General features: G+C 62.5%; 21 protein-coding genes and 4 tRNA genes. 10 read left to right on the top strand and 15 right to left on the bottom strand.

Annotation, left to right across the window (positions count from 1 at the left end; genetic code table 11):
- Position 1 precedes the first annotated feature (1 nt).
- Complete coding sequence (locus AC6RV7_RS08170) at positions 2-1087, bottom strand: sensor histidine kinase (protein WP_500093480.1); 1086 nt, start codon at positions 1085-1087, stop codon at positions 2-4.
- Between the two features lie 73 nt (positions 1088-1160).
- Between AC6RV7_RS08170 and AC6RV7_RS08175 the strand changes: the two genes are divergently transcribed.
- The 9 genes from AC6RV7_RS08175 (at position 1161) to AC6RV7_RS08215 (ending at position 13972) form a co-directional block, all read left to right on the top strand.
- Entirely contained in the window at positions 1161-2933 is a 1773-nt protein-coding gene (locus tag AC6RV7_RS08175) for a CRTAC1 family protein (RefSeq protein WP_500093481.1), read from the top strand.
- Between the two features lie 63 nt (positions 2934-2996).
- On the top strand, positions 2997-5093 hold the full coding sequence (locus AC6RV7_RS08180; RefSeq protein ID WP_500093482.1) for a glycoside hydrolase 5 family protein: 2097 nt from the start codon (positions 2997-2999) through the stop codon (positions 5091-5093).
- Positions 5094-5212: 119 nt separating this feature from the next.
- Positions 5213-5725, top strand: a complete 513-nt coding sequence (gene rplI, locus AC6RV7_RS08185) for a 50S ribosomal protein L9 (protein ID WP_500093483.1) — start codon at positions 5213-5215, stop codon at positions 5723-5725.
- Between the two features lie 124 nt (positions 5726-5849).
- Positions 5850-7244: a replicative DNA helicase gene (gene dnaB, locus AC6RV7_RS08190; protein ID WP_500093484.1), complete on the top strand. Its 1395-nt coding sequence runs from the start codon at positions 5850-5852 to the stop codon at positions 7242-7244.
- Positions 7245-7311: 67 nt separating this feature from the next.
- Complete coding sequence (gene bamA / locus AC6RV7_RS08195) at positions 7312-9585, top strand: outer membrane protein assembly factor BamA (RefSeq protein WP_500093485.1); 2274 nt, start codon at positions 7312-7314, stop codon at positions 9583-9585.
- Positions 9586-9645: 60 nt separating this feature from the next.
- Complete coding sequence (locus tag AC6RV7_RS08200; protein WP_500093486.1) at positions 9646-10308, top strand: OmpH/Skp family outer membrane protein; 663 nt, start codon at positions 9646-9648, stop codon at positions 10306-10308.
- Positions 10309-10436: 128 nt separating this feature from the next.
- Positions 10437-11480, top strand: a complete 1044-nt coding sequence (gene lpxD, locus AC6RV7_RS08205) for a UDP-3-O-(3-hydroxymyristoyl)glucosamine N-acyltransferase (RefSeq protein WP_500093487.1) — start codon at positions 10437-10439, stop codon at positions 11478-11480.
- Positions 11481-11507: 27 nt separating this feature from the next.
- Positions 11508-12458, top strand: a complete 951-nt coding sequence (locus AC6RV7_RS08210; RefSeq protein WP_500093488.1) for a ribose-phosphate diphosphokinase — start codon at positions 11508-11510, stop codon at positions 12456-12458.
- A 98-nt stretch (positions 12459-12556) separates the two neighbouring features.
- Positions 12557-13972, top strand: coding sequence for a Do family serine endopeptidase (locus AC6RV7_RS08215; protein WP_500093489.1), 1416 nt, complete (start codon positions 12557-12559; stop codon positions 13970-13972).
- A 45-nt stretch (positions 13973-14017) separates the two neighbouring features.
- Here AC6RV7_RS08215 and pyrE read toward each other — a convergent pair whose 3' ends face one another.
- The gene (pyrE, locus tag AC6RV7_RS08220) at positions 14018-14587 is read right to left on the bottom strand and encodes an orotate phosphoribosyltransferase (RefSeq protein ID WP_500093490.1); all 570 of its coding nucleotides are present in this window, start codon (positions 14585-14587) and stop codon (positions 14018-14020) included.
- A gap of 80 nt (positions 14588-14667) precedes the next feature.
- Between pyrE and AC6RV7_RS08225 the strand changes: the two genes are divergently transcribed.
- The gene (locus tag AC6RV7_RS08225; protein WP_500093491.1) at positions 14668-15510 is read left to right on the top strand and encodes an MBL fold metallo-hydrolase; all 843 of its coding nucleotides are present in this window, start codon (positions 14668-14670) and stop codon (positions 15508-15510) included.
- Positions 15511-15580: 70 nt separating this feature from the next.
- Here AC6RV7_RS08225 and AC6RV7_RS08230 read toward each other — a convergent pair.
- The 13 genes from AC6RV7_RS08230 to folB form a co-directional block, all read right to left on the bottom strand.
- Positions 15581-15657: transfer RNA gene (locus AC6RV7_RS08230), tRNA-Pro, on the bottom strand.
- Positions 15658-15945: 288 nt separating this feature from the next.
- Complete coding sequence (locus tag AC6RV7_RS08235; protein ID WP_500093492.1) at positions 15946-16479, bottom strand: hypothetical protein; 534 nt, start codon at positions 16477-16479, stop codon at positions 15946-15948.
- A gap of 12 nt (positions 16480-16491) precedes the next feature.
- Positions 16492-17034: a hypothetical protein gene (locus AC6RV7_RS08240; RefSeq protein ID WP_500093493.1), complete on the bottom strand. Its 543-nt coding sequence runs from the start codon at positions 17032-17034 to the stop codon at positions 16492-16494.
- Positions 17035-17050: 16 nt separating this feature from the next.
- A complete protein-coding gene (locus AC6RV7_RS08245) occupies positions 17051-18391 on the bottom strand; it encodes a tetratricopeptide repeat protein (RefSeq protein WP_500093494.1) in 1341 nt (446 codons plus the stop codon).
- An 83-nt stretch (positions 18392-18474) separates the two neighbouring features.
- Positions 18475-19134, bottom strand: a complete 660-nt coding sequence (locus tag AC6RV7_RS08250; RefSeq protein WP_500093495.1) for an energy transducer TonB — start codon at positions 19132-19134, stop codon at positions 18475-18477.
- Positions 19135-19155: 21 nt separating this feature from the next.
- Entirely contained in the window at positions 19156-19593 is a 438-nt protein-coding gene (locus AC6RV7_RS08255) for an ExbD/TolR family protein (protein ID WP_500093496.1), read from the bottom strand.
- Positions 19594-19646: 53 nt separating this feature from the next.
- Entirely contained in the window at positions 19647-20084 is a 438-nt protein-coding gene (locus AC6RV7_RS08260; protein WP_500093497.1) for an ExbD/TolR family protein, read from the bottom strand.
- 45 nt (positions 20085-20129) lie between these two features.
- Entirely contained in the window at positions 20130-20783 is a 654-nt protein-coding gene (locus tag AC6RV7_RS08265; RefSeq protein WP_500093498.1) for a MotA/TolQ/ExbB proton channel family protein, read from the bottom strand.
- 455 nt (positions 20784-21238) lie between these two features.
- Positions 21239-21312 (bottom strand) — tRNA-Gln (locus AC6RV7_RS08270).
- A gap of 39 nt (positions 21313-21351) precedes the next feature.
- Positions 21352-21426 (bottom strand) — tRNA-Thr (locus AC6RV7_RS08275).
- Positions 21427-21511: 85 nt separating this feature from the next.
- A tRNA-Lys gene (locus AC6RV7_RS08280) sits at positions 21512-21586 on the bottom strand.
- Positions 21587-21750: 164 nt separating this feature from the next.
- On the bottom strand, positions 21751-22248 hold the full coding sequence (gene folK, locus AC6RV7_RS08285) for a 2-amino-4-hydroxy-6-hydroxymethyldihydropteridine diphosphokinase (RefSeq protein WP_500093499.1): 498 nt from the start codon (positions 22246-22248) through the stop codon (positions 21751-21753).
- 16 nt (positions 22249-22264) lie between these two features.
- The gene (gene folB / locus AC6RV7_RS08290) at positions 22265-22639 is read right to left on the bottom strand and encodes a dihydroneopterin aldolase (RefSeq protein ID WP_500093500.1); all 375 of its coding nucleotides are present in this window, start codon (positions 22637-22639) and stop codon (positions 22265-22267) included.
- Positions 22640-22641: the final 2 nt, after the last annotated feature.

The raw sequence follows: 22641 nt of genomic DNA on the forward strand, positions 1-22641 counted from the left end.
GCTACGTGGCAAAGGGAAAAGAGAGCCGGACACAAAGTCCACCCTCGGATCGGTTGCTCAGCTCGAAACGTTGCCGGGGGCCGTAAAGTTCGCGCAAGCGAGCGCGACTGTTGGCGAGCCCGATGCCCTCGCGGGAAAAACCGCCGGCGGGCAGGCCGTGGCCGTTGTCGCAGACGCTGAGCACGAGATCGTCGTTTTCGCGCGCGGCGCGGACGACGATTTCGCCTGGTCGCGTGAGCGGCTCGATGCCGTGGCGGATGGCGTTTTCTACCAGCGGTTGCAGGATGAGGCTCGGCACCTGCGCTTCGCGCGTGGCGGGATCGATCTCCATCCGCACGGTGAGACGATCGCGGAAGCGGATTTGTTCGATGCTGAGATAGGCGTCGAGAAAGCCGAGCTCGGTGCGCAACGGCGTGAGCGGCGCGCCGGACTGCGCCATGGTGAGGCGCAGCAATTCCGACAAACGCACCAGCATCCGGTCGGCGGCGGCGACGTCGGAATACATGAGCGATGAAATGCCATTCAGCGCATTAAAGAGAAAGTGAGGCTTGAGCTGGCGCAGCAGCGATTGCAGCCGCGCCTCGGTGAGATGCTTCTCGAGCTCGAGCGTCTGGACGGTGCGCGCGTGATATTTCCGATAGTAATCGATCGCGTGGCTGACGGAAACGATCACGCCGTAGATGAGGAGATTGAACGGAAACGTCTTGATGAAGAGCGGCCGGAACACCTCGAGGAACGTCACGTCCTCCTCGATGACCCAGCTATGGACGAGCCCGACGAGCGCGCGCAGGACGACGTAAGTAAACGCGAACCCGATTGCGGCCGCGAGGTGCACGCCGGCTGTGCGCCACGGCACGTCGGTCTCCGGCGGAAAACGCCGGGCGAGGTGCGCGATCGGGATCGAGAGCAGGGCCCACACATACCAGTCGGCGAGCGAGTAGCTGATGGCTTGGGACCAGCTGATGCCGCGTCCCAACATACTGCTCGAAAGATAAAACTGACCCGCGAAAGCGAAGCCGATCAACGACCACAAGAGCAGGAAACCGAGGACTCCGAGCAGGCGGCGGACGGAGGGAGAGCGGGGCATCGAGAGAAGGTTTTACACGGAGCGCGACGGGCTGGTTCAATCGCTTCGTGGTGAAGTCCGCAATGTCTTCCAGATGAGCGCCGCGCCGTCCAGCCGAGTTGAAGCGAATCGCGTCACCGCTGCGGGCGGGACCGAATCGCCGCAGCGTCGCGGACGATCGGAGCGCGGTGGCGATCATGGTCCGAGCATCCCACCGCTGCTGCCGATTCTGCTGCCGATCGTGGTGGCGGCGATCGCGAGCGGCGTGTTGTTCGCGTGGTGGTTTCCGCCGCCGCCGGCGGGAACCACGCCGCCGGCGGTGCGTTTCACGGACGTGACGGCGGAGGCGGGATTGGCGGAGTGGGAACCGCCGGTGACGGAGCTGTCGCCGACAACGCTCGGCGGCGGCGTGGTGTGTTTCGATTACGACCAGGACGGGCTGACGGATTTGTTTTTCGTCGGCGGCGGACCGTGGCCGTGGGAGGAGCCGCTGGCGAAACGCATCAGCCGCGGGAGCATGGCGCTGTTCCACAACCTCGGCAACGGGCGGTTCGCGGACATCACCCTGGCGGCGGGATTGAACGTCGAGTTGCAGGGCATGGGCGCGGCGGCGGGCGATTTCGACGGCGACGGCTGGCCGGATCTTTACGTGACCTGCGTCGGCCAGGACCGGCTCTTCCGCAATCTGGGCCGCGGACGCTTCGAGGACGTGACGGAGCGCGCCGGGCTGAGCGACGCGGAAAACACCTGGAGCACGGGCGCGCTGTGGCTGGACTACGACAACGACGGAAAACTCGATCTGATCGTGACGCATTACGCGCGCTGGCCGCGCGAGGTGGAGCTCGCGACGGCGTTCATGGTGGCGCGGGTCGGCCGTTCCTACGGCGCGCCGGCGGGCTTTCTCGGCGCGTTTCCGACGGTGTATCGGAATCTTGGCGACGGGAAGTTCGAGGCGCTGCCGGGCGGCGCCGGCTTGCGCGACGTGGATCCGCAAACGGGGTTTCCGCAGGCGAAGGCCCTGGCGGTGGTGCCGGTGGATCCGAACGGCGACGGGCGGATCGACCTGATGTTTTCCTACCACACGGCGGAGACGACGTTGTATTTGAACAACGGTGACGGCGTCTTCCGGCGCTGGACCGGTTCGCTCGATCGGCGGCGGGAAGGGGCGTCGGCGAATTACGCGCTGGCGTCGTCGCTTCCGCTCGTCGCCGCGGACGACGGCGAGCGTTATCCCGTGTGGCAGGGCCTGGCGCGACGGCTGGGCGGCGGGCGCGACGTGTTCCTGGCGTCGAAGCTCGGCGCGGCGCTACTCGACGTGGATCAGGACGGACGACTCGATGCGGTGGCGGGCGGCGATGCGATCGAGGCGGACACGAACCAGGTTTCGGATGCGGCGCCGATGGGCGGCGTGGCGCAGTGGTGGTGGAATGGCGGCGAGCGTTGGGAGTCGCTGACGCTGGGCGGTCGCGAGGAAACGCTGCCGCCGGTGATGGCGCGCGGCGTGGCGACCTTGGATTTCGACGGCGATGGCGATCGCGACGTCGTGGTGGCGCAGCATCGCGGTTCGCCGCGGTTGTGGCGCAACGATCGGCGCGCGGGTTTGCCCTGGCTGCGAATCGAGCTGGTGGCGAAACACGGACCTCGCGACGGCACGGGCGCGCGCGTGGAGGTGCATACGCCGCGAAAGATTCTCGTGCAAACGATGATGCCGCAAACGAGCTACCTGGCGCAGTCGGAGTCGTTCCTGGATTTCGGGTTGAGCGAGGATGCGCGCGTGCAGCGCATCGTGGTGCATTGGCCGGGCGGCGGCCGGCAGGAAGTGCGGCCGCAGACGTTGAACCGGCGGATTCGGATCGAGGAACGGTGAACGCACGGCGAGCGTCGCGCGCGTTTTGTTTTACTCCGTCGGCCGGTCGGCTTGTCTGCGCGGATGAAATCGATCGCGCGTCGGTGGAGTCATCTCGTGGGGCTTGGGCTGTTGCTGGTGAGCGCGTGGATCGCATCGGTGGCCGCGGCGCCGGTGGAGTTTCGTTTCACGCTCGAGGCGGGCGCGGGCCCGGAGCCGTTCGCGCGGGAGATCTCGGCGAAAGTCGCGACGCCCTCGGGCGAGACGCTCGTGCTGGCGGCGTTTTATGCGGGCGACGGCATTTTCGCGGTGCGGGCGCGCGCGTCGGGGGCGGGTGAATATCGCGTCGTGAAGGTTTCGGACGAGGGGGCGGACGGAGCGGCGGAGTTGCGGGTGAAATTTGTCGGTGATCCGGTGCAGCGCGTGAAAGTGGCGAGCGCGCGACCGGCGGTGAGACGCTCGCCGGCGCGGCCGGACGAATTTGAATTGGTGAATGGACAGCCCTATGTGCCGCTCGGCGCGAATCTCGCGTGGCCGCCGGCGGGGGACGCGCACTGGTATGGAAAGGCGTTCCGGCAGTTTGAAGAGGCGGGGCTGAACTGGACGCGCGTGTGGATGGCGCACTGGTCGGGACTGAATCTGGAGTGGCGCTCGAAAGAGCGGTGGCGTTCGCCCAGGATCGGCGAGTTCGACGCACGCACGGCGCGCGACTGGGATTTTATTTTAGCGGAGGCGGAGCGGAGCGGCGTTTATGTGCAGCTGGTGTTGCAGCACCACGGCCAGTGGAGCTCGACGGTGAATTCGAACTGGGCGGAAAACCCGTGGAATGCGGCCAATCCCGGCGGGTTTCTCGCGCGACCGGGCGAGTTTTTCACGTCGGATCGCGCGATCCGGCTGACCCGGAGGAAATACCGTTACATTGTCGCCCGATGGGCCTTTTCGCCGGCGGTGCTCGCATGGGAGTTGTTCAATGAAGTGCACTGGACGGATGCGATGCGCGGCGATCGGAACGAAGCTGCGGTCGCGAAGTGGCACGATGACATGGCGGCGTATTTGCGATCGATCGACCCGTATCGGCACCTGGTGACGACCAGCACGGACGACGTTCGCAGCCCGGTGTATTCATCGATGGACTACCTGCAGCCGCATCTGTATGCGATCAACATGTTCGCGGCGATCCGGCGCTTCGACCTGAACCCGGCGACGCTCGGCCGGCCGATCTTTTTTGGCGAAGTGGGCGACGACCACATGCGGCTGACGGCGGAGGAGAAACGTTCCGGCATCGAGCTGGGGCCGATCGCATGGGCTGGGGTGATGGGCGAGGGCCGTTTGCCGGCGCAGCTTTGGGAAGGCGCGGAATTGCTGGAGAAGAAGCGGCTGCCGGAGCTGCGTGCGCTCGCGAGGTTTTTGGCGGAGACGAATTGGGCGACGCGGCGCGACCTGCAGCCGTTTTCGCCGAAAGTGGAGAGCGCGGCGAAAGTGCCGGGTGTCACCTTGCCGGCGGAATACTGGCATCGACGCGGTCCGCAAGCGGTGCGCGTGCCACTGGACGGAACGGAGCCGCTGGAGTGGGGCACGTTGCCCTCGATTCTTGTGGGGTCGCCGGAGAGTTTGGCGGATGGCTATGCGGATCGGTTGACGCTGCGGGTGGAGATGCCACAGGCGGCGGAAGTGACCGTGCGGGTCGCGGAGGCGGGAGTCAAAGGCGCGGCGGCGCAGGCGAGTGTCGATGGCCGAGCGGTAGCGGAGCACACGTGGGCGGCGGGCGAGGGTTCCGTGTCGGCAACGCTCGGGTTTGCATTGGCGGCGGGTCAGCACGAAGTCGTCGTGGCGAACACCGGGGGCGCAGACTGGCTTCGGCTTGAACGGATCGATTGGGGCGTCGAGGTGCCGGCGCTGGCGGCGATCGGGAAACGCAGCGCTGATTTGATCGGAGTCTGGCTGTGGCAGCGGAACGGCGTGCTGGCAGCGGAGACGGTGGCGCCGTTGCAAGGCGAACTGCTGATCGAGGAGGTGCCGGCGGGCGCGTGGAAGGTGACGTGGTGCGATCCGACAAAGGATCAGATGCTCGAGACTGGTGTGATGCAGCACAGTGGCGGAACGCTGCGATTGAGGACGTCTGCGATCACGCGGCACGCAGCGGTGTGGTTGCGGCGCGCGAATCCGACGGAGACGCGATGAGCTCGGGCGATTTGAGATGTTGACAGGTGCCGGTTTCTCCGGCGAATTCTGCTCCCTTTCATCCGAATCCGGGCGGTCGAATCCGCCGCTCACAGCATCCCTTTCAACCAACTCGTCCCATGGCCTACAGCGAAATCCTCCTCGTCCAACCCGTTGAAAACCTCGGCGGCGAAGGCGACCAAGTCAAAGTCCGCGCGGGCTACGCGCGCAACTACCTCCTCCCGCGCGGCATCGCGATGCCGTTGACCGGAGCCAACCGCAAGCAGGTCGAGTCGCTGAAGAAGCGTCGCGCGGAGCGCGAGGCAAAGGAGCTGAACGGCGCACAGGAAATCGCGAAGAAGCTCGAGAAGAAGAGCCTCGCGTTCGCCGTGAAGACGGGCGAGGGCGGCAAGATGTTCGGCGCGATCACGGCCAGCGACATCCACGACAAGCTCGTGGCGGACGGCCTCGAGATCGAGAAGCGCCGCATCCACCTGCACACGCCGGTCAAGACGCTGGGTCAGCACTCGGTGAAGATCAAGCTGCACGCGGACGTGTCGGTCGACCTGAACTTCGACGTCGTGTCGGAGAATCCGATCGAGCCGGTCGTGGCCGACGAGAAGGCGGAGAAGAAAGACGAGAAGAGGAAGTAAGCCGCCACCGATATTTTGCATCGAGGCCGCGTCTCAGGGCGCGGCCTTTTTGTTCTCGTGAAGCGATTGTTGACAACCTCGTGTTGCGGGGCGCGCGGCGGGGCCTCTCACTGGCCTGCTCTCCATGTCTGAAGAAGCGACCATTCCTTTTCGCCGGGGTGACGGCTCGACGCCGATGGCGTCCGGAGGCCGGGCTCTGCCGCACAGCATCGAAGCGGAAGAGTATCTGTTGTCCTGCTGCCTGCTCGACGGAGCCGACGTCGTCTCGCGCTGTCTCGAGGCCCGGATCAAGCCGGAGTCGTTTTATCTCCCGGCGCACGGAATCATCTACGAGCGATTGCTCGATCTCTACAACCGCCAGACGCCGATCGACGTGTCGGTGGTCGCGGAGGAGTTGAAGACGGCGAAGCTGCTGGATCAGGTCGGCGGATACGCGTTCCTGATGCAGGTGAGCAGCCGGATCCCGACGACGGCGCAGGCGGGCTATTTCATCGAGAAGGTCCGCGAGCTGGCGCTGTTGCGCGAGATCATCCGTGCGGGCACGAGCGCGGTGGAGGATTGTTATAATTTTTCCGGCGGGATCGACGAATTCGTCGACCAGGTGGAGGTGAAGCTGTTCTCGGTCACGCAGAATCGCGTGAGCGAGAGCGCGAAGCAGATGCGCGAGCCGACGCGCGAGGCGATGAACGTCATCACGAAGATGATGATGAAGCGCGGCGAGATGACGGGTGTGACGTCGGGCTTCAAGGACCTCGATGCGCTGCTGTGGGGCTTTCAGCGTCAGGAAATGATCATCCTCGCGGCGCGTCCTTCGATGGGAAAGACCTCGCTGGCGCTGAACTTCGCGGAGGCCGCGGCGATGCCGAAGCGCGGGGACCCGGCGGCCGTGTTGATCTTCTCGCTCGAAATGAGCGCGTCGCAGCTCGCGCTGCGCATGCTTTGCTCGCGGGCGCGGGTGAATATGAAGCTGCTGCGCGACGGCTTGCTGTCGAAGAACGGCGAGGAGCAGAACCGCCTGGTCGCGGCGGCGGACGAGTTTTCGAAGGCGCCCATCTTCATCGACGACTCCAGCGCGATCTCGATCATGCAGCTGCGTGCGAAGGCGCGCCGCATTCATGCCCGCACGCCGCTCGGCTTCGTAATGGTCGATTACCTGCAATTGATGAGCCCGACGGATGCGAAGATCCCCCGCGAACAGCAGGTCGCGGAAGCGTCGCGCGGATTAAAGGCCCTCGCGAAGGAACTGAACGTGCCGGTGCTTGTATTATCCCAGCTCAACCGCTCCTCCGAAAAGGAAAACCGTACTCCGAAACTTGCCGACCTGCGTGAATCCGGATCCATCGAGCAAGACGCTGACGTGGTTCTGATGCTGGCCCGACCGAAAGATGCCGACGAGAAGTTCCAAGTCGCCGCGGACTCAGCCGAGTTAATCGTTGCCAAGCAACGAAACGGCCCGGTAGGAGATTTGAAGCTTACGTTTCTTCGAGACATTACCCGCTTTGAAAACTTCACACAGTAACCCGCTTAGCCGGGTCGCAGGCCTCCTTTTTGTTCTTTTTTCGTTGCTGGTCGTAAGCGGGGTCTCAGTGCGGGCTCAGGCTGGCTCGCGGGGGCAGGATCCGGGTTACCGGGTCGGCACGATCACGGTGAAATTCGTCGGCACGGCGATCGTCAACGAACAGGTCGTTCGCGCGAACATGCAGGTGCGCGAGGGCGGCGAGCTCGATGATGCGATGCTCGATCGCGACATCCGCTCGCTGTATCGCACGGGTCTCTTCGAGTTCATCGAGATCAAGCGCGAGCAGGTGAGCGACCGGGTGTTCAACCTCGTGGTCGAAGTGACGCCGAAATACCGGGTGCTCTCGATCCGGTTCGAGGGCAATCAGAAGGTGAAGTCGCGCCGGCTGGAAAAAGAGGTGAAGACCCGGCCCAACATCGCGCTCGACGAGCGCCAGGTGAAGGAGGACGCGGAAAAGATTCGCGAGTATTACCAGAAGGCCGGCTACAACCAGGTTGCCGTCAGCTATTCGATCGAACGCGATCGCGCGACGAGCTTCGGCACGGTCATTTTCAAGATCAAGGAAGGCGAGCGGGTGAAGATCGCCGAAGTGCGTTTCACGGGCAACGACCACGTCAAACCGCGCCGGCTCCGCAAGGAGATGGAAACGAAGAAATGGTGGATGTTTTCCTGGCTGCTCGGCAGCGGTCGCCTGAAGGACGACGAGTTCGAGGACGATCTCGAAAAGCTGCGGGAATATTATCGCGAACAGGGTTACCTGGACGTCGAGATTCCACCGGAGCGCGTCGTATTCGATTATCCGAAACCGAACCGCCTCGTCATCACCATCGGCATTCAGGAAGGCCGTCGCTACAAGATCGGCGAGATCACGTTCACCGGGAACAAGCTCCATCCGACCTCGATTCTCCGCCGCGTCATCCTCCAGCGCACGGGCATGGTCTTCACGCCCTCGAAGCTGGACAAGGATATCGAGCGCCTCGAGGACTTCTACGGTCACGACGGCTATCTCGACACGCGCGTGCGGCTGATCCGCAAACCGAACATCGCCACCGGCGACATCGACATCGAATACAATGTCGAGGAGAGCGAGAAGTTCCACGTCGAGTCGCTCGTGATCGAGGGCAACACCAAGACCAAGAGCACCGTCATCGTGCGCGAACTTGTGATGGGCCCGGGCGATGTCTTCGACACGGTCCGGATGAAGATCAGCAAGCTGCGCCTCGAGAATACACGCTTCTTCGAGGATGTGAGCGTGACCCCGCAGGAGACGAACATTCCCGGCCGTCGCAATCTGCGCATCGCCGTCCAGGAAGGCCGCACGGGCAATCTATCGTTCGGCGCGGGTTTCAGTTCGCTCGAGCGCGCGACGGTGTTCGCGGAGATTTCGCAGGGCAATTTCGACCTGTTCAACCGCCGCTCGTTGTTCCAAGGCGACGGCCAGAAGTTCCGCCTCAAACTTTCGCTCGGCTCCCTCTCGAGCGAAGTCTCGATGTCCTTTGAAGAGCCCTGGCTCTTCGAACAGCAGCTCGCGCTGGGCTTCAACCTGTTCCGCACCAGTTCCGAATACAACAGCACGTTCTATACGGAAATCGACACCGGCGGTGAGGTGTACCTCCGCAAGCGCCTCTTCGGTTTGTTTGAAGGCCGCCTGTCTTACAGCTACACGGTGATCTCGATCGAAAACGTGTCGCCGAGTGCCTCGCCCATCCTGCGCGGACTCGAGGGCGACAATCCTGTTTCCCAAGTCGGGTTTTCGCTCCTGCGCGACACCCGCGACAAGATCATCAACACCACCCGCGGCAACCGTATCGAGCTGAACACCGCGGTGGCCGGCGGTCCGCTCGGCGGCCAGGATAGTTTCTACCTGTGGGAAGTCCGCGGCGCGCAGTATTTTCCGGTGTTCGAGACCCAGGCGCAGGTGCTGAGCCTGCTCGGTCGCGTGGGCGTCATCGACAACTACGGCGACAGCAAAACGGTGGCGCCCTACAAGCGCTTTTATCTCGGCGGCCCCACCACGTTGCGCGGCTACGAATACCGCGAGGTGGCGCCGCGCGACCAGTTTGGCGAGGTGATCGGCGGCAAGAGCTACGCGTTCTTCAGCGCCGAATACTCGCTGGATATCGTCAGCCCGATTCGTTTCGCGATCTTCTACGACGCCGGCTTCGTGAACACGGGCGCCTACGATTTCGCGCCGACGCAGTTCACCGACAACTTCGGCTTCGGCCTGCGCCTCTTCGTGGCCGGCTCGCCGTTGAGCCTCGATTTCGGCATTCCGCTCACCAGCGACAAGGCCGCGCGCCAGGGAAATCAATTCAACTTTTCCTTTGGCACGCGCTACTGATTCCTTTTTCCTGACCGTTCTTCCCCAATCAACCTATCCATGAAAAAAACCATCCACTCCTTGATCGCCCTGGCGGCCTTCAGCGCAACGGCACTGTTCGCGCAAGCCCAGCCGGCGCCCAAGATCTTTGTTGTCGATATGGCCAAGCTCTTCGACAACCACTACAAGACCGAAGAGCAGCAGGCCAAATTGCGCACGGACGAGCAGAAGGCGCAGGAAGAGCTCGATAAGCTCAACAAGGAGGGCAACAGCCTCGTCGAAAAATACAAGGAGCTCGCCGATCAGTCGAACAACCCCGCGGCGACCGCTGAGGCCAAGTCGAAGGCGCAGACCGAAGCGCAGCGGATGCTCGAGCAGATCCAGCACAAGCAGCAGGAAGTGCAAAGCTTCCAAGTCAACACCCGCAACTCCCTCCAGCAGCGCATGCAGACCTTCCGCAGCCTGATGATCGAGGAGATCAGCAAAATCGCGGTCGACCTCGCCAAGCGCAAGGGCGCCACCATCCTGATCGACAAGTCCGGCCCGTCGCTCATCGGCGTTTCCAATTTCCTCTACACCGACCCCGCCTACGACATCACCGACGACGTCGCCAAGGAGATCAACAAGGACCGCCCGGCGGCCTCCTCCTCGTCGTCTTCGTCCGCTCCCGCGGCGGCGCCGAAAGCGAACGAGAGCTCGGACTCGCCGAAGATTACCGTTCCGGGCGTTACCCCGAAGAAATAAGCGGTCCCGCTTTTCCCATTTCGAAAGCCCTGCCTCTCCGGCAGGGCTTTTTTTGTCTTCCCCGATCGAACCCGGCGCGCCCGTTCTGCTGCATTGCGCCGGCCATCGAAATTCCCACGCTTCGCGCCATGCAGCTTTCCCTCACGGCGACGGAACTGGAGGCGATTGTCCAACCTCGGCAGAAGCGAGGTGACACCGCCGTGGCGATCCGCGGCATCGCCGCGTTGAGCGCGGCCGGCCCCGGCGATCTCTCGTTCTTGGGCAATGCCAAATACAAGAGCGAAGTCGCGACGACGCACGCGTCGGTTGTTCTCCTTCCGCTCGATTACGAGGGCGAACCGCAAGCGGGCCAGCTGTTCCTGCTCGTCGAGAATCCCTCGGTCGCGCTTGCCCGCTTGTGCAGCCGGATTGAGCAGATGCTCTGGCCGCGCCCGACTCCGGGCATCCATCCGACCGCGGTCATCGCTCCCGGCGTGCGGATTCCGGATACGGCGACGGTCGGTCCGCTCTGTGTGATCGAAGCAGGAGTGGAGATCGGCGAACGCTGCCACTTGCAGGCGCATGTATTCGTCGGTCACGACGTGCGCATCGGCGCGGACTGCTGGCTCATGCCCGGTGTGGTGGTGCAGTCCTACTGTGTGCTCGGTGAGCGCGTCCGGTTGCATCCGGGGGTGGTGATCGGGGCCGACGGTTTCGGCTACGAATTCGTTGCCGGTCGGCACGAGAAGGTGCCGCAGGTGGGGCTTGTCGTCCTTGGCGACGACGTCGAAGTGGGCGCGAACTCGGCCATCGATCGCGCCCGTTTCAGCCGCACCATGATCGGCGAGGGCACGAAAATCGACAATCTCGTCCAGGTTGGCCACAACGTGATCGTCGGCCGGCACTGCCTCCTCTGTGCGCAGGTCGGTATTTCCGGCAGCACGACGGTGGAGGACTATGTCGTCCTCGGCGGGCAGGTCGGAGTTGCCGGCCACATCACGATCGGCAAGGGCGTCAAGGCCGGCGGGCAGGCGGGCCTGTCCTCGAATATCGCGCCTGGCCTGACGGTAAACGGCACGCCCGCGGTGCCCTATTCGTTGGAACGCCGGCTGGCCGTGCTGCACCAGCGCCTGCCAGACCTTTTCAAAAGGGTGGACGCGCTGGAGACTCAGCTAAAAAAGTCTTCCTCCTGAAGCGGCGGCCGGCAAGATGGCCGGCCCATGAGCGAATCGCGGCTGAAAATCTTCTCTGGCAACTCGAACCGCGCTCTGGCGGAAGAAATTTGCCGCACCATCGGCATGCCGCTGGGCGAGGCGACGGTCACGAGCTTCCCGGACGGCGAATCGTTCGTGAAGATCAACGAGAACATCCGCGGCCACGACGTCTTCATCATCCAGTCGACCTGCCCGCCGACGAACCATCACCTGATGGAGCTGCTGATCATGATCGATGCGGCGCGCCGCGCATCGGCCGCGCGGATCACGGCGGTGTTACCATTTTATGGATACGCCAGGCAGGATCGCAAGGACCAGCCCCGCGTGCCGATCACCGCCAAGCTCGTGGCCAACCTGCTGGTCGCCGCGGGCGCGACGCGGATCCTCACGATGGACCTGCACAGCCAGCAGATCCAGGGCTTCTTCGACATTCCGGTCGATCATCTCTACGCCTCGCCGGTGTTTTTCGAGCACTTCGCGAAGCGCAAGGCCGAGCGCACCCTCGTCGTTTGCTCGCCCGATGTCGGTGGCATGAAAATGGCGGCCGCGTATGCGGATGTGTTGGGAGCGGCGCTGGGGCTGGTCGCCAAGAAACGAAAGAGCGCGACTACGGTCGAAGCAATGAGCGTGGTGGGCGAGGTGGCCGGCTGTGACGTGCTGCTCGTCGACGACATCACGGAGACGGCGGGAACCCTGACGGCCGCCGCCAGGATCCTCCGCGATCACGGAGCGGTGAACATCACCGCCGCGGTGAGTCACTGCATCTTGAACGAGGTGGCGATCGAGCGGCTGAAATCCGGCTTGATTGACGAACTGATCACTACGAATTCGACGCCGATCGAGCCCCGCGGATTGCCGATCACCGTGCTCAGCATCGCCAAGCTGCTGGGCCAGGCGATCATCCGTATAAACAGCAACGAGAGCGTGACGGGGCTATTTCGGATCAAGGGCTTCTAGGTCGGCAATACGGCGATCGTTTCTCTCCGTTTGGGCTGAGCCGGCGCGGCGTTTGCGCCGGGGAACTTTCGCGTTTATGGCTCTGTCCGCGCACACTTATGAAGATCCACGCTTTTTCCTGCGTCCTTGCTTTCCTCGTCGGCAGCGTGGCGGTTGACGCCGCGACCCGCACAAAAGCCCCGCCGCCGGAGGCGAAGCGGCCCGTGCTGCAGGTGGATACGACGCGGGTGACCGACGGGAAAACGCCGGCGGTCGCGAGTTACGCCGATGTCATCGAAGGCGCGCAGAAAGCGGTCGTCTCGGTTTATTCCAAGAAGATCGTGCGCGAGCGCATCGCGCTCGATCCGTTTCTGCGGCAGTTTTTCGGGAATATTCCGGACCGCGAGCGCCGCGAGGAGCAGGAAGGCCTCGGGTCCGGCGTGATCGTTTCGCCGGATGGCTACATCCTGACCAATAATCATGTCGTCGAAGGCGCCGACGAGTTGAAGGTTTCGTTGACCGACGATCGGGAACTGGTGGCGAAGGTGATCGGGGCGGATCCGAAAACGGACATCGCCGTGATCAAGATTGAAGCGGACAAACTTCCCGTCCTCACGCTGGCGGACAGTGACACGATCCGCGTCGGCGACGTGGTCTTTGCCGTGGGCAATCCCCTCGGCGTCGGACAAACCGTCACGATGGGCATCGTCTCCGCGAAAGGACGCAGCGTCGGCATTCTCGAGGACGTGTCCGGGTATGAGTCGTTCATCCAGACCGACGCGGCGATCAACATGGGCAACTCCGGCGGCGCCCTCATCGACGCTCAAGGCCGGCTGATCGGAATCAACAGCGCGATTCTGTCTCCCTCGCGAGGCAACATCGGCATCGGCTTTGCCGTGCCCGTCAACTTGGCGGCCGCGGTGATGCACAGCCTGATCGAGACGGGCTCGGTGGCGCGGGGTTATCTGGGGGTCCAATCGCAGACATTGACGCCGGATGACGCCGAAGCACTCGGCCTGCCCCGGGAAACGAAGGGCGTTACGGTCACCGACGTCACGCCGGACACGCCGGCCGACAAGGCGGGCTTGCAGCTGGGCGATGTGATTTTGCGAGTCAACGACAAGGCCGTGGGCGGCTTGCAGGACCTCCGCGTCTACATCGCGCAGATGGCGCCAGGGTCGAAGGTGACGCTGGCGATTTCACGGGACGGCAAGGAGCGCGTGCTGGACGTGACGCTCGGCAAACTGGACGAGCGTCCGAACGAGTTGCTGGACGGCGTCGATGCGGCGCCGTTGTCGCCCGAATCGCGCCGGCGGCTCGGCATCCCGGCGCGTTATGATGGCTTGATAATCACGAAGGTGGACGACCGTTCGCCCTACGCGGGCCGGCTGGTTCCGGATCTGTTGATTCTGCAGATCGATCGCGAGGATGTGAAGACCGTCGCCGAAGCGCGCCAGTTGCTCACGCGCGGCCGTCACATGCTCTTTGTCTATTACCGTGGCGTGGGACGTATCGTGACCGTGAACGTTCAGTAGTGCGCGGCCAAAAAAAAGGCGCGCCGGTAAGGCGCGCCTCAAAATTCAGCTCCCTGGCTTTTGCACAGGGATCCTGGCCAGCGCTTCCGGCACGGCGTCCGCGGGGTAGGTGGGAAAGCTGAGTTCGAGCAGTGAGATCGCCGGCACATCGAAGCGAGCCGACCCGGCGCTGCGATCGACGAGCATCGCGACGCCCACGGGCACGCCGCCGGCTTTGCGGACGATTTCGATGCATTCCACGACGCGGCCGCCCCGCGTGACCACGTCCTCCGCGATGAGCACGCGTTCGCCCGGAGCGAGCACGAAGCCGCGGCGCATCACGAGGACGTTATTTTCCTTCTCGGCGAAGATGAAGCGAGCCCGCGCCTGGCGGGCGAGTTCCTGACCGATCACCAGACCGCCCATCGCCGGCGCGAGCACGGTGGTGAAGTTAAGCGACTTCAGCTTGGGCAGCAGCAGCTCGGTCAGCCGCTCCACGGCATCGAGGTGCTGGCAAACCTGGGCGCATTGGAAGTAGTGCCCGCTGTGCAATCCGGAGCGGAGCACAAAGTGTCCTTCCTGCAAGGCACGGGTGCGGGTGAAGATTTCGAGAACTTCCTTCTGGACGGAATCCATGCGTGGGACGCTGGGGGAGCGGGGCGAAAAAACAAAAACATTTTGCCTGAGCCCGGCGGTCGCTCTACGCTCCGCGGACCGTGTCCGAACCGGTTCCACTTGAAGACGAACTCGGCGATGTGCTGGAGAAAGCCATGCGTCGCGCGGGCCTTAGCGAAGAGGCGCTGGCGGCGCGTGCCGGTGTATCGACAAACCGGATTCTCGATGCGATCAATTACCGGCCGGACTTCTCCGGGTTGGAACTGTGTCGTTTGGCGGCGGCGCTTGGACTCAACGAAATCGGGTTGTCCGCTCTCGGGTGCGGACGTTATCCGCTGCCTTCCCTGAAGGCGCTGCCGTTCGTGGTTTATCCGTTGCGGATGCGACACGGGATCGGTGTGGCCAACGCGTATCTGGTGGCGGCAGCGGGGGCGTCGCGCGGGGTCCTGTTTGACACCGGCCCGGGCATTTGCGCGCTGGAGGCCGTGTGGCCGCTGTCGATCCGCTCCGTCGATGCTGTTTTCCTGACGCATGTCGAAACGGAGCACGCGGGCGGATTGTGCGACGTGGTGGAACGTTTTGGCGTGCGCGCCGCGTATTGCCCGGCGGGCGCGGAGGCTCCCTGCAGTGCGCCCATCGGCGAGGGGGAACGGAAAGACTTTCCGGCGTTTTCCGTGACCGCTTTCAGTACGCCCGGACATGCGTCCGCGCATAATTGTTATTTGGTCGAGGTCGCGAAAAGGACGGGAGGGCCGGCGCTCTTGATTTCCGGGGATTTGTTTTTTGCCGGGTCCGTCGGCTGCGCTCACTACTGTCCGAGACAGCTGGTGACGAATTTGCGGCGTATGCTGGAGGCGGTTCCGCGCAACACGGTGATCGCTCCTGGCCATGGTCCAATGACGACGGCGGAAAACGAGCTGAGGTATAATCCGTTCGTCGTTTGATCCCCGCCGGGATCGTTTCAAGGTGGTCGGATCCGTTCGTCGTTTGATCCCCGCCGGGATCGTTTCAAGGTGGTCGGGGCGGTGAGATTCGAACTCACGACCTCTACGTCCCGAACGTAGCGCTCTACCAGGCTAAGCTACGCCCCGATACCTCTGCTTCGCGCACAAAGACGCGAAGGAAGGCGGAGGAAAAGCCAGCGCAGGGGCGTGAGCAAACAAAATCTCTCCTCATTTCGTGTCCATCTTGGCTCAGCCTCTCGTGAGGCGCGGGTGTCGGCGCGCACGTGCACGCCGCGAGCGCTTGACGAATTCGGTCGGTGCAGCGGTTCGGAAACCGGGTGGCGGGACGGAGCGGTCGAACGCGCTGACCGGAACGGAATAAAAAAGCCCGAGGCAATGGCCTCGGGCTTGGTCAAATGAAGTCTCGGAGAGAAATCAGGAACGGGGAGCGGGGACCGCGGGAGCGCGCGTCATGGAACTGTCCGCGGCCTTCTTGGCGATCATGTCGGTCATCCGCTGAATCTCGAGTTCGGCATTCCGCTTTTCGATCCGGGCCTGCTCGACCTGCTTCGCAAAGTCAAAGGCTTCACGATTGAGTTTCTCCTTCTCAGCGCGAAGGGCGTTGAGATCGATGTCCAATTGCGAGATGCGCTTCGAGAGCTTGTCGGCATCGCTGTTGTACTCGTCGGTCGCTTCCTGAATCTTGCGACTTTCCGACTCCCACTTGGCGATCCGGTCGGCTTCCTTTTTGGCCTCTGCGGCGGCGCGTTCAGCCGCCCGGCGCTCGGCGTCTTCGCGGGCTTTGGCTTCGATCGCCGCTTTGCGTTCGTCCTCAGCCTTGCGCTCGCGGGCCACTTGTTCGGCGCGCTGCTTCTCCTTCACCTCGGTTTCTTCAAGAAACGCGAAGTAGAAGAACATGAACACTGCCAGCATGCTGCCGACAGAAATCAAATACATCCATTTTTTCATGCTGGGTAGGTCTTAGGAGTTCTTGGACTTGGCAGCGGCGGCTTCGGCAGCGGCCCGGGCGGCATCGGCGGCGACGATCTTCTGCAGCACATCCTGCAGGCTTTTCGTATTGGCCTGGGCTTGGCGCACGTAAGTTTTGAGGAACTCTTCTTCTTCCGCGGCCCGTTTCCGCTCCTCCTGCAACTTGGCGATCGCATCCTTCTCCGTCTTGACGTCTTTCTCCAAGCGCTCGAGCTGCTGGGCAAGTTTCTGCTTCTCGCGATAGGCACGTTCACGCGCTTCGACGGCGAGCTGACGAGCTTCCTGATCGGCTTTGTCTTTCGCTTCCTTGGCGGCTCTTTCGGCCTTGCGGCGCTCTTGCGCGGCGAGGGCGTCCTTGATGGCCTGCTCGCGATCCTTGGCTTCCTTGGCGAGTTTCTCCTCCTTGGCCTTGCGGACGGCAGCCTTCGCAGCCGCTTCCTTTTCCGCGAACTGGGCGCTGAAATTCCAATACACGGCGCCGAAGGCGATCAACCCGAGTACGGGGACAAGGAAGTAAATGTAGGTCTTCTTCATGGGTGAGTGAAAGGGGTCAGAGGCTGGCGGTGGCTCCATTCACCGCGTGCTCGCGCTCGCGGAGTTTTTCCTCGATCGCTTGTTTGAGCGTCGGCAACTGGGTGTCGTTTTTCGCATCGGGACTGGCGAGGGCCTTGTTGATGGCGTCGAGGGCTTCTTCGAGCTTACCGAGTTCCCACGCGACGTAGGCCTTGAAGCCATTAACCGAACCGGGCTTGTCGAGGTGGCCTTTCTGGGTCGCACGCTCGAGCGCCTTGTAAGATTCCTCCGGTTTGTTGAGCGAGTAGTAGATTTGGGCGGCCTGATAATCGAGCTGGCCTGACTCGGGGAACTTCGCCGAGCCTTCTTTCAAAGCATCGATGGCTTGGAAGGGCCGGTCGACTTGCTGATAGGAGTAGGCGAGGAGTTCCCAGTTCTTGATGTCGTTCTCGATCGATCCGTCGCGCAGGCCGGCGTGAAGGATTTCGGTCGCACGACCGAATTGGCCGACATTGAAGTAAATGCCCACGAGGGTGTAATTCTCCTTCGGGGTCTTCATGTAGCCGAGCGCCTGGGCGCGCTCGATCGCAATGATGGCGCGGATATTATACTCACGAGCCTTACGTTCGTCTTTTTCCTGACCAGCCAGGGTCAGGTAAACGCCGCCGAGCTGGGACCAGTAATCCTTCTTGGCGGGAGTCTGTTCGACAAGCAGCTCCAGCAGTTCCGCAAGGCGCACGTAATCGTTCTGCTGCTGGGCGATGGCGAGAAGGATGAGATACAGGGTGTCGCGAGGCTTCGGCGCCATCCGGAGACCTTTCTCCGCTTCGGTCTCGGCCCGTTTCAGGAGGTCCTGATTGACGTGATCCGGATCGAGAACCGCGAGATTGTAGAGGACGTTGGCGTAGAAGAGCTGCGCTTCCTGACGCGACTGATCGCGGTCGGGCTTGTCGGTGTTCTTCATCCAGCGGTCGAGGTAGCCGATCGCCTTGTCGAACGCCTGCCGCTGGGCGGCCTTGTCCTTGGTGGTGGTCGCTTCCTGATAATAAATCTGTGAGAGGAAGTAGACGATCTCCTGGGTGGTGTTCTTGTTGAAATAATTGCGCGCGTCGCTGAGACGCAGGGCGGCTTCCCAAGGTCCAATGGCCTTTGCGTAATCGCTTTTCTGCAGATAAATCTTCGCCTCGATATCGGTCAGGATGGCCATGTCGTAGCTATCGGCTCCGACCTTGGCCTTGAGTCCTTGAATGAGGGCGAGTGCGCCGTCCCAATTTTTGGCGTCCGTCAGCGGCGTGAGTTTCTGCAGTTCCGTGGAGGTCCGTTCCTCGAGTTCGTGCTGACGTTCTTCGGCAGCGCGGCCCGCGAGGGGAAATGCCAAGGCGCAGGCCAGAGCCAGGCGCGCTACGAGCGCGCGGCTGAGGCGGGGGAAGGAGGGGAGGGAGGACAAAGTCACGTTGGGAATTAATCTTCAGCCAGGCTGAACGAGATGGGCTGCTGCATGCGGGTGTTGACCGCGCGGCCGCCTTTACGACCGGGGCGGAACTTCCACTTGCTCACGGCTTGGATGGCCGCGGCTTCGAATTCACGCTGGGAAGAGCGCACCGCGAAGGCGTTTCGCACATCGCCGTTGGCGTCCACGATGAACTCGACCAAGACCTCGCCGGTGATGCCGGCGCGGCGCATTTCGAAAGGATATTGGGGAGGGACGCGGGCCCGAACCTGCGGCTGTTGATCCAGCTTGGACGGGTCAAAAATCTCGATGCCCTTGCCCAAACCGCCGGTGCGCGAGCCTTGGGGGATGCTGATCAAGCCGACGTTCGGCTTCAGGCCTTCCGGCGGCGGCGGCTGCACGGGCTGCACGAAGGAGTCGAGCTGAACCACCTGGGGGACGTCCGTCTGCATCGGAGGAGCAAAGTCCACGGCCGGTGCGGGCTCATCCGAAGACTCCACCACCTCGGGCTCTTCCGGCTCGAGTTTGGGCATCTCCATCAATTGAATGGTCGGCTCGGGCTCCTCGACGACGTGTTGTTTGGGACCGGACTTGCCGAGCTCTCCCAGCCACACGGCACCGCCGTGTAGAGCAATGGAGACGAGAATGCCGATGATAAGATCGCGACGCATGTTTTGTAAAAGCGTGAGGGGTTAGCGGCCGGTGGCGCGCACCCGAGTTTCCACGGAGACCTGGTCGATACCGGCCTTCCGCACTTCGTCCAAGGCCTGCACCGTGATGCCGAACTTGGCCTTGTCGTCGCCGGCGATCAGCACGCGAGGATTGGGGACTTGCGTCTTGTACTGCTGCAGACGCGGCGCAATCTCACTCAGGTTGATCAGTTCCTTGTTCCAGTAACAAGTGCCCTGGTCGGAAACCTGCAATGTCACCGTCTCATCGAGGTCCGCCTTGGAAGCGGGTTGGTTCGATGCGACCGGCAGATTGACGGGAACGGACTCGATCTTGTTGAGCGAGAGAGTGAACAAAACGAACGTCGCCAGAAGGAAGAAGATAACGTCGATCAGCGGGATGATCTCGATACGTGCCTTCTTTTTGACTTCGTCAGTGATTTTGGGAACGGCGCCGGCCATTTTGATTCGAGAAACTAAAGGATGGGTGAGGACGTGAAAGGCCTGGGATCGGCTCAGCTCGAGCCGGGGGCCTTCAGTCGCGTTTCAATCAGCACCTTTTGGAAGCCGGCTTTGCGCACTTCGTCGAAGACGTAGATCGCCTGGCTGAACAGAGCGTCGCTGTCGCCATTGATCAGAATCCGGCCTTCCGGATTGCTGTTATAGTAGGTCCGGAGACGCGCGAGAAAATCGTCGAGCGTCACCGGTTCCTTGTTCCAGCCGATCGCGCCTTCCTGCGTCACGCTGATCGTGACGGAGTTGCTCGGATCCCGCGTCTCGCCGGTGTCGGACTGCGGCAGGGTGACGCCGGCCAGGCCCTCCGACTTGTTCAGCGAGAGCGTGAACAAGACGAAGGTCGCGAGCAGAAAGAAGATAACATCGATCAGTGGAATGATTTCGATGCGCGCCTTTTTGGCGCCGCCTGGGCCTGTGCCACCAGATGATCCGGCCATGTGATAAAGGGGCTCTGTTCTTTAAACGAAGCAGCCAGCGTTTTCTTAGCTGGTGAAGCTTTCCGACTTCTTGACGAGGATCTCGAGCGCATTCGACGCGTCGGCGACCTCGTGCTTGGCCTCTTCGGTGCGAGCGTTGAGATAGTTGTAGGGGAGGAGGGCGCAGATGGCGATCGCGAGACCGCAGGCGGTCGCGATGAGCGCCTCGGCGACACCGCCCGTGATCTGGCCGGCCGCCGTGCTGATGTCGCCGGTCATGTTACCGAACGTGCGCATCATGCCCGTGACGGTGCCGAGCAGACCGAGGAGAGGAGCGGCCGTGATGACCGTATCCAGCGTAGCCATACCTTGCTGGAAGCGGGCGAGCTCCTGACTCGAGGCGCGGATGAACGCGTTGTGCATCGAGTATTCCTTGTTCGTGAGACTGTAGACCAGGATGCGGGCCACGAAGTCCTTGCTCTGGCGGCCGATCGCAAGCGCGCCTTCGATGTCGCGCTTCTCGACGCTCTCGAGCATCTTCTCGACCACTTCCGGCTCGCGGTGGCTGTTCTCGCGCAGGATGAACAGCATGCGCTCGACGACGACGGTGACGCCGAGGAACGACACCAGGAGAATCGGCCACATGATGGGACCGCCGGCATGGAAGAGTTCCAACAAGGTCATGTCACCGAGCAGGAACGCGAGGGGGAGGCTTTGCATGATCATAGGATGGGAGAGTTGATAAGGATAAAATTACAGAGGTAACTTTCGGGACTCCGGCTAGGCCGGGTCATACATAGACGAGCTGCGGCCGAAAACATTCAATTTCGTGCGCCGAAAGTAGCAAAATGCCTGCCGAATTTTTGTCGGGTTCGGAACAGCCGCAGTGCGGGAGGGGTGAGGGAAAAATCAGCATGATCGCTGAACGAAAAACTCCGGGATAAAGGGTCGGGGACGCGAACTAGGCGTCAACGAATATGGGGTGTCAACTTCCTTCGTGGCGAAATTATTTCATGCGCAAGAAACGCCAAAATATGGGCACCAGAACATGATCGCTAGCGTTGTGCAGAACGCGGGTCGCGTGATGGGGGCTCTCTCCTCGCTCCTCCTCTAGTGCGATCTGCGGGGCATCGGTTCCGCCGGGAAGGAATCTCCGCAATCTTGGCTGTCTCGTTTGGCTGCCCGGCTAGGACTCGAACCTAGACAAGCAGAGTCAGAATCTGCTGTGCTACCATTACACCACCAGGCAGTGGAAAACGACGAGCGCTGTTGCTAATCAACCCAAAGGTGGAGCCGGCGATGGGATTCGAACCCGCAACCGCCTGTTTACAAAACAGGTGCTCTACCGTTGAGCTACGCCGGCGCGAAAAATTTCGCAGCGCTTGCCAAGATTGACTGAGAAACAACCGCCGCGGCCGGCCCTTCACCTCCGCGAAGAAGGGAAAAGCTGGTGGCTCCCCGGGGACTCGAACCCCGAACCTACTGATTAAGAGTCAGCTGCTCTACCATTGAGCTAGGAAGCCGAAAGGGGCGAAAAAACTCACACAGCGGACCCCGTTGTCAACTGCGATCTGGGCAAAATTACGTGATCGATCGCTCCTCCTTTCGTTCGTCAAAAATTCAGGTCAACACCGCGCGCGACGCGATCCCTTCAACGACACAATTTTATACCTGAAAAGGTGCGACCTCAAGGCCAGCGACGCACGTCGCCCACGCCCCGCGCGCTTCTGACCCGTTCGCGCAGCTCGTCCCAGCGAGGGGTGCGGAAAACCGGCTGCGCCAGCACTTCGGCCAGCGGCACTAGCACAAAGGCCCGCTCGAACATGCGCGGGTGCGGCAAACAGAGCGTTGCATCGGAGCGCGTCACGCCCTCGAAGGCGAGCAGGTCCAAGTCGAGCGTGCGCGGACCCCAGCGTTGAAACCGTTCGCGACCAAACTCCCGCTCGAGCTGTTGCAGGACCGTCAGCAACGCGTCGGGCTCGAGCGAGGTCTCGAGGCCCGCCACCAAATTCAAGAACGGCGGCTGCTCCGTGAAACCGATTGGCGCGGTCTCGTAAAACGACGAACAGACCACGCGCCGCACGCCGGACGTTTTTTCCAAGCGGGCGATCGTCTCGCGCAGCGTCGCTTCACGGTCGCCCAGGTTGGCACCGGCGCCGACGAACGCCTGTCGCATCGCTTCCATTTCTATTCGGAGAAGCCTAGCAGTCGGTCGGTCGGCGTTCGCGGCGGATCCGCACGGCCACGCCGGCGAATTGAAAGTCAACCGGCGGACGCGGTTTCAGGATTTCCACCGTCACGGCGACCAGCAGCGGGAAGCGTCGCAACAGTTCGTCCGCGACAGTTTCGGCCAGGGTCTCGATCAGTTTCCGGTGCGAGCCTTCAATAATGGAACGGACCACTTCCTGCACCGCGCAATAATCGATCGTCTGGTCCAGCCGGTCCGACTGGCCTGCCGGCGCCAGCGGGAGCTCCAGTTCCAGCGTCGTGGAGAAGTGCTGGCTCGTTTCCCGCTCGACCGGCAGAATGCCGTGGCGGGCCACAAAGTGCAGTTCGCGAAGGATGAGTTTGTCCATGA

The sequence above is a fragment of the Opitutus sp. sgz309028 genome (genome assembly GCF_059821195.1).

Excerpts from the sequence above, each read along its gene's own strand:
- AC6RV7_RS08250 (WP_500093495.1), bottom strand. The coding sequence starts at position 19,134 with ATGCGTCGCGATCTTATCATCGGCATTCTCGTCTCCATTGCTCTACAC.
- pyrE (WP_500093490.1), bottom strand. The coding sequence starts at position 14,587 with ATGGATTCCGTCCAGAAGGAAGTTCTCGAAATCTTCACCCGCACCCGT.
- AC6RV7_RS08235 (WP_500093492.1), bottom strand. The coding sequence starts at position 16,479 with ATGAAAAAATGGATGTATTTGATTTCTGTCGGCAGCATGCTGGCAGTG.
- AC6RV7_RS08180 (WP_500093482.1), top strand. The coding sequence starts at position 2,997 with ATGAAATCGATCGCGCGTCGGTGGAGTCATCTCGTGGGGCTTGGGCTG.
- AC6RV7_RS08215 (WP_500093489.1), top strand. The coding sequence starts at position 12,557 with ATGAAGATCCACGCTTTTTCCTGCGTCCTTGCTTTCCTCGTCGGCAGC.
- AC6RV7_RS08210 (WP_500093488.1), top strand. The coding sequence starts at position 11,508 with ATGAGCGAATCGCGGCTGAAAATCTTCTCTGGCAACTCGAACCGCGCT.
- AC6RV7_RS08175 (WP_500093481.1), top strand. The coding sequence starts at position 1,161 with ATGAGCGCCGCGCCGTCCAGCCGAGTTGAAGCGAATCGCGTCACCGCT.
- AC6RV7_RS08170 (WP_500093480.1), bottom strand. The coding sequence starts at position 1,087 with ATGCCCCGCTCTCCCTCCGTCCGCCGCCTGCTCGGAGTCCTCGGTTTC.
- folB (WP_500093500.1), bottom strand. The coding sequence starts at position 22,639 with ATGGACAAACTCATCCTTCGCGAACTGCACTTTGTGGCCCGCCACGGC.
- AC6RV7_RS08240 (WP_500093493.1), bottom strand. The coding sequence starts at position 17,034 with ATGAAGAAGACCTACATTTACTTCCTTGTCCCCGTACTCGGGTTGATC.
- dnaB (WP_500093484.1), top strand. The coding sequence starts at position 5,850 with ATGTCTGAAGAAGCGACCATTCCTTTTCGCCGGGGTGACGGCTCGACG.
- folK (WP_500093499.1), bottom strand. The coding sequence starts at position 22,248 with ATGGAAGCGATGCGACAGGCGTTCGTCGGCGCCGGTGCCAACCTGGGC.
- rplI (WP_500093483.1), top strand. The coding sequence starts at position 5,213 with ATGGCCTACAGCGAAATCCTCCTCGTCCAACCCGTTGAAAACCTCGGC.
- lpxD (WP_500093487.1), top strand. The coding sequence starts at position 10,437 with ATGCAGCTTTCCCTCACGGCGACGGAACTGGAGGCGATTGTCCAACCT.
- AC6RV7_RS08255 (WP_500093496.1), bottom strand. The coding sequence starts at position 19,593 with ATGGCCGGCGCCGTTCCCAAAATCACTGACGAAGTCAAAAAGAAGGCA.
- AC6RV7_RS08265 (WP_500093498.1), bottom strand. The coding sequence starts at position 20,783 with ATGCAAAGCCTCCCCCTCGCGTTCCTGCTCGGTGACATGACCTTGTTG.
- AC6RV7_RS08260 (WP_500093497.1), bottom strand. The coding sequence starts at position 20,084 with ATGGCCGGATCATCTGGTGGCACAGGCCCAGGCGGCGCCAAAAAGGCG.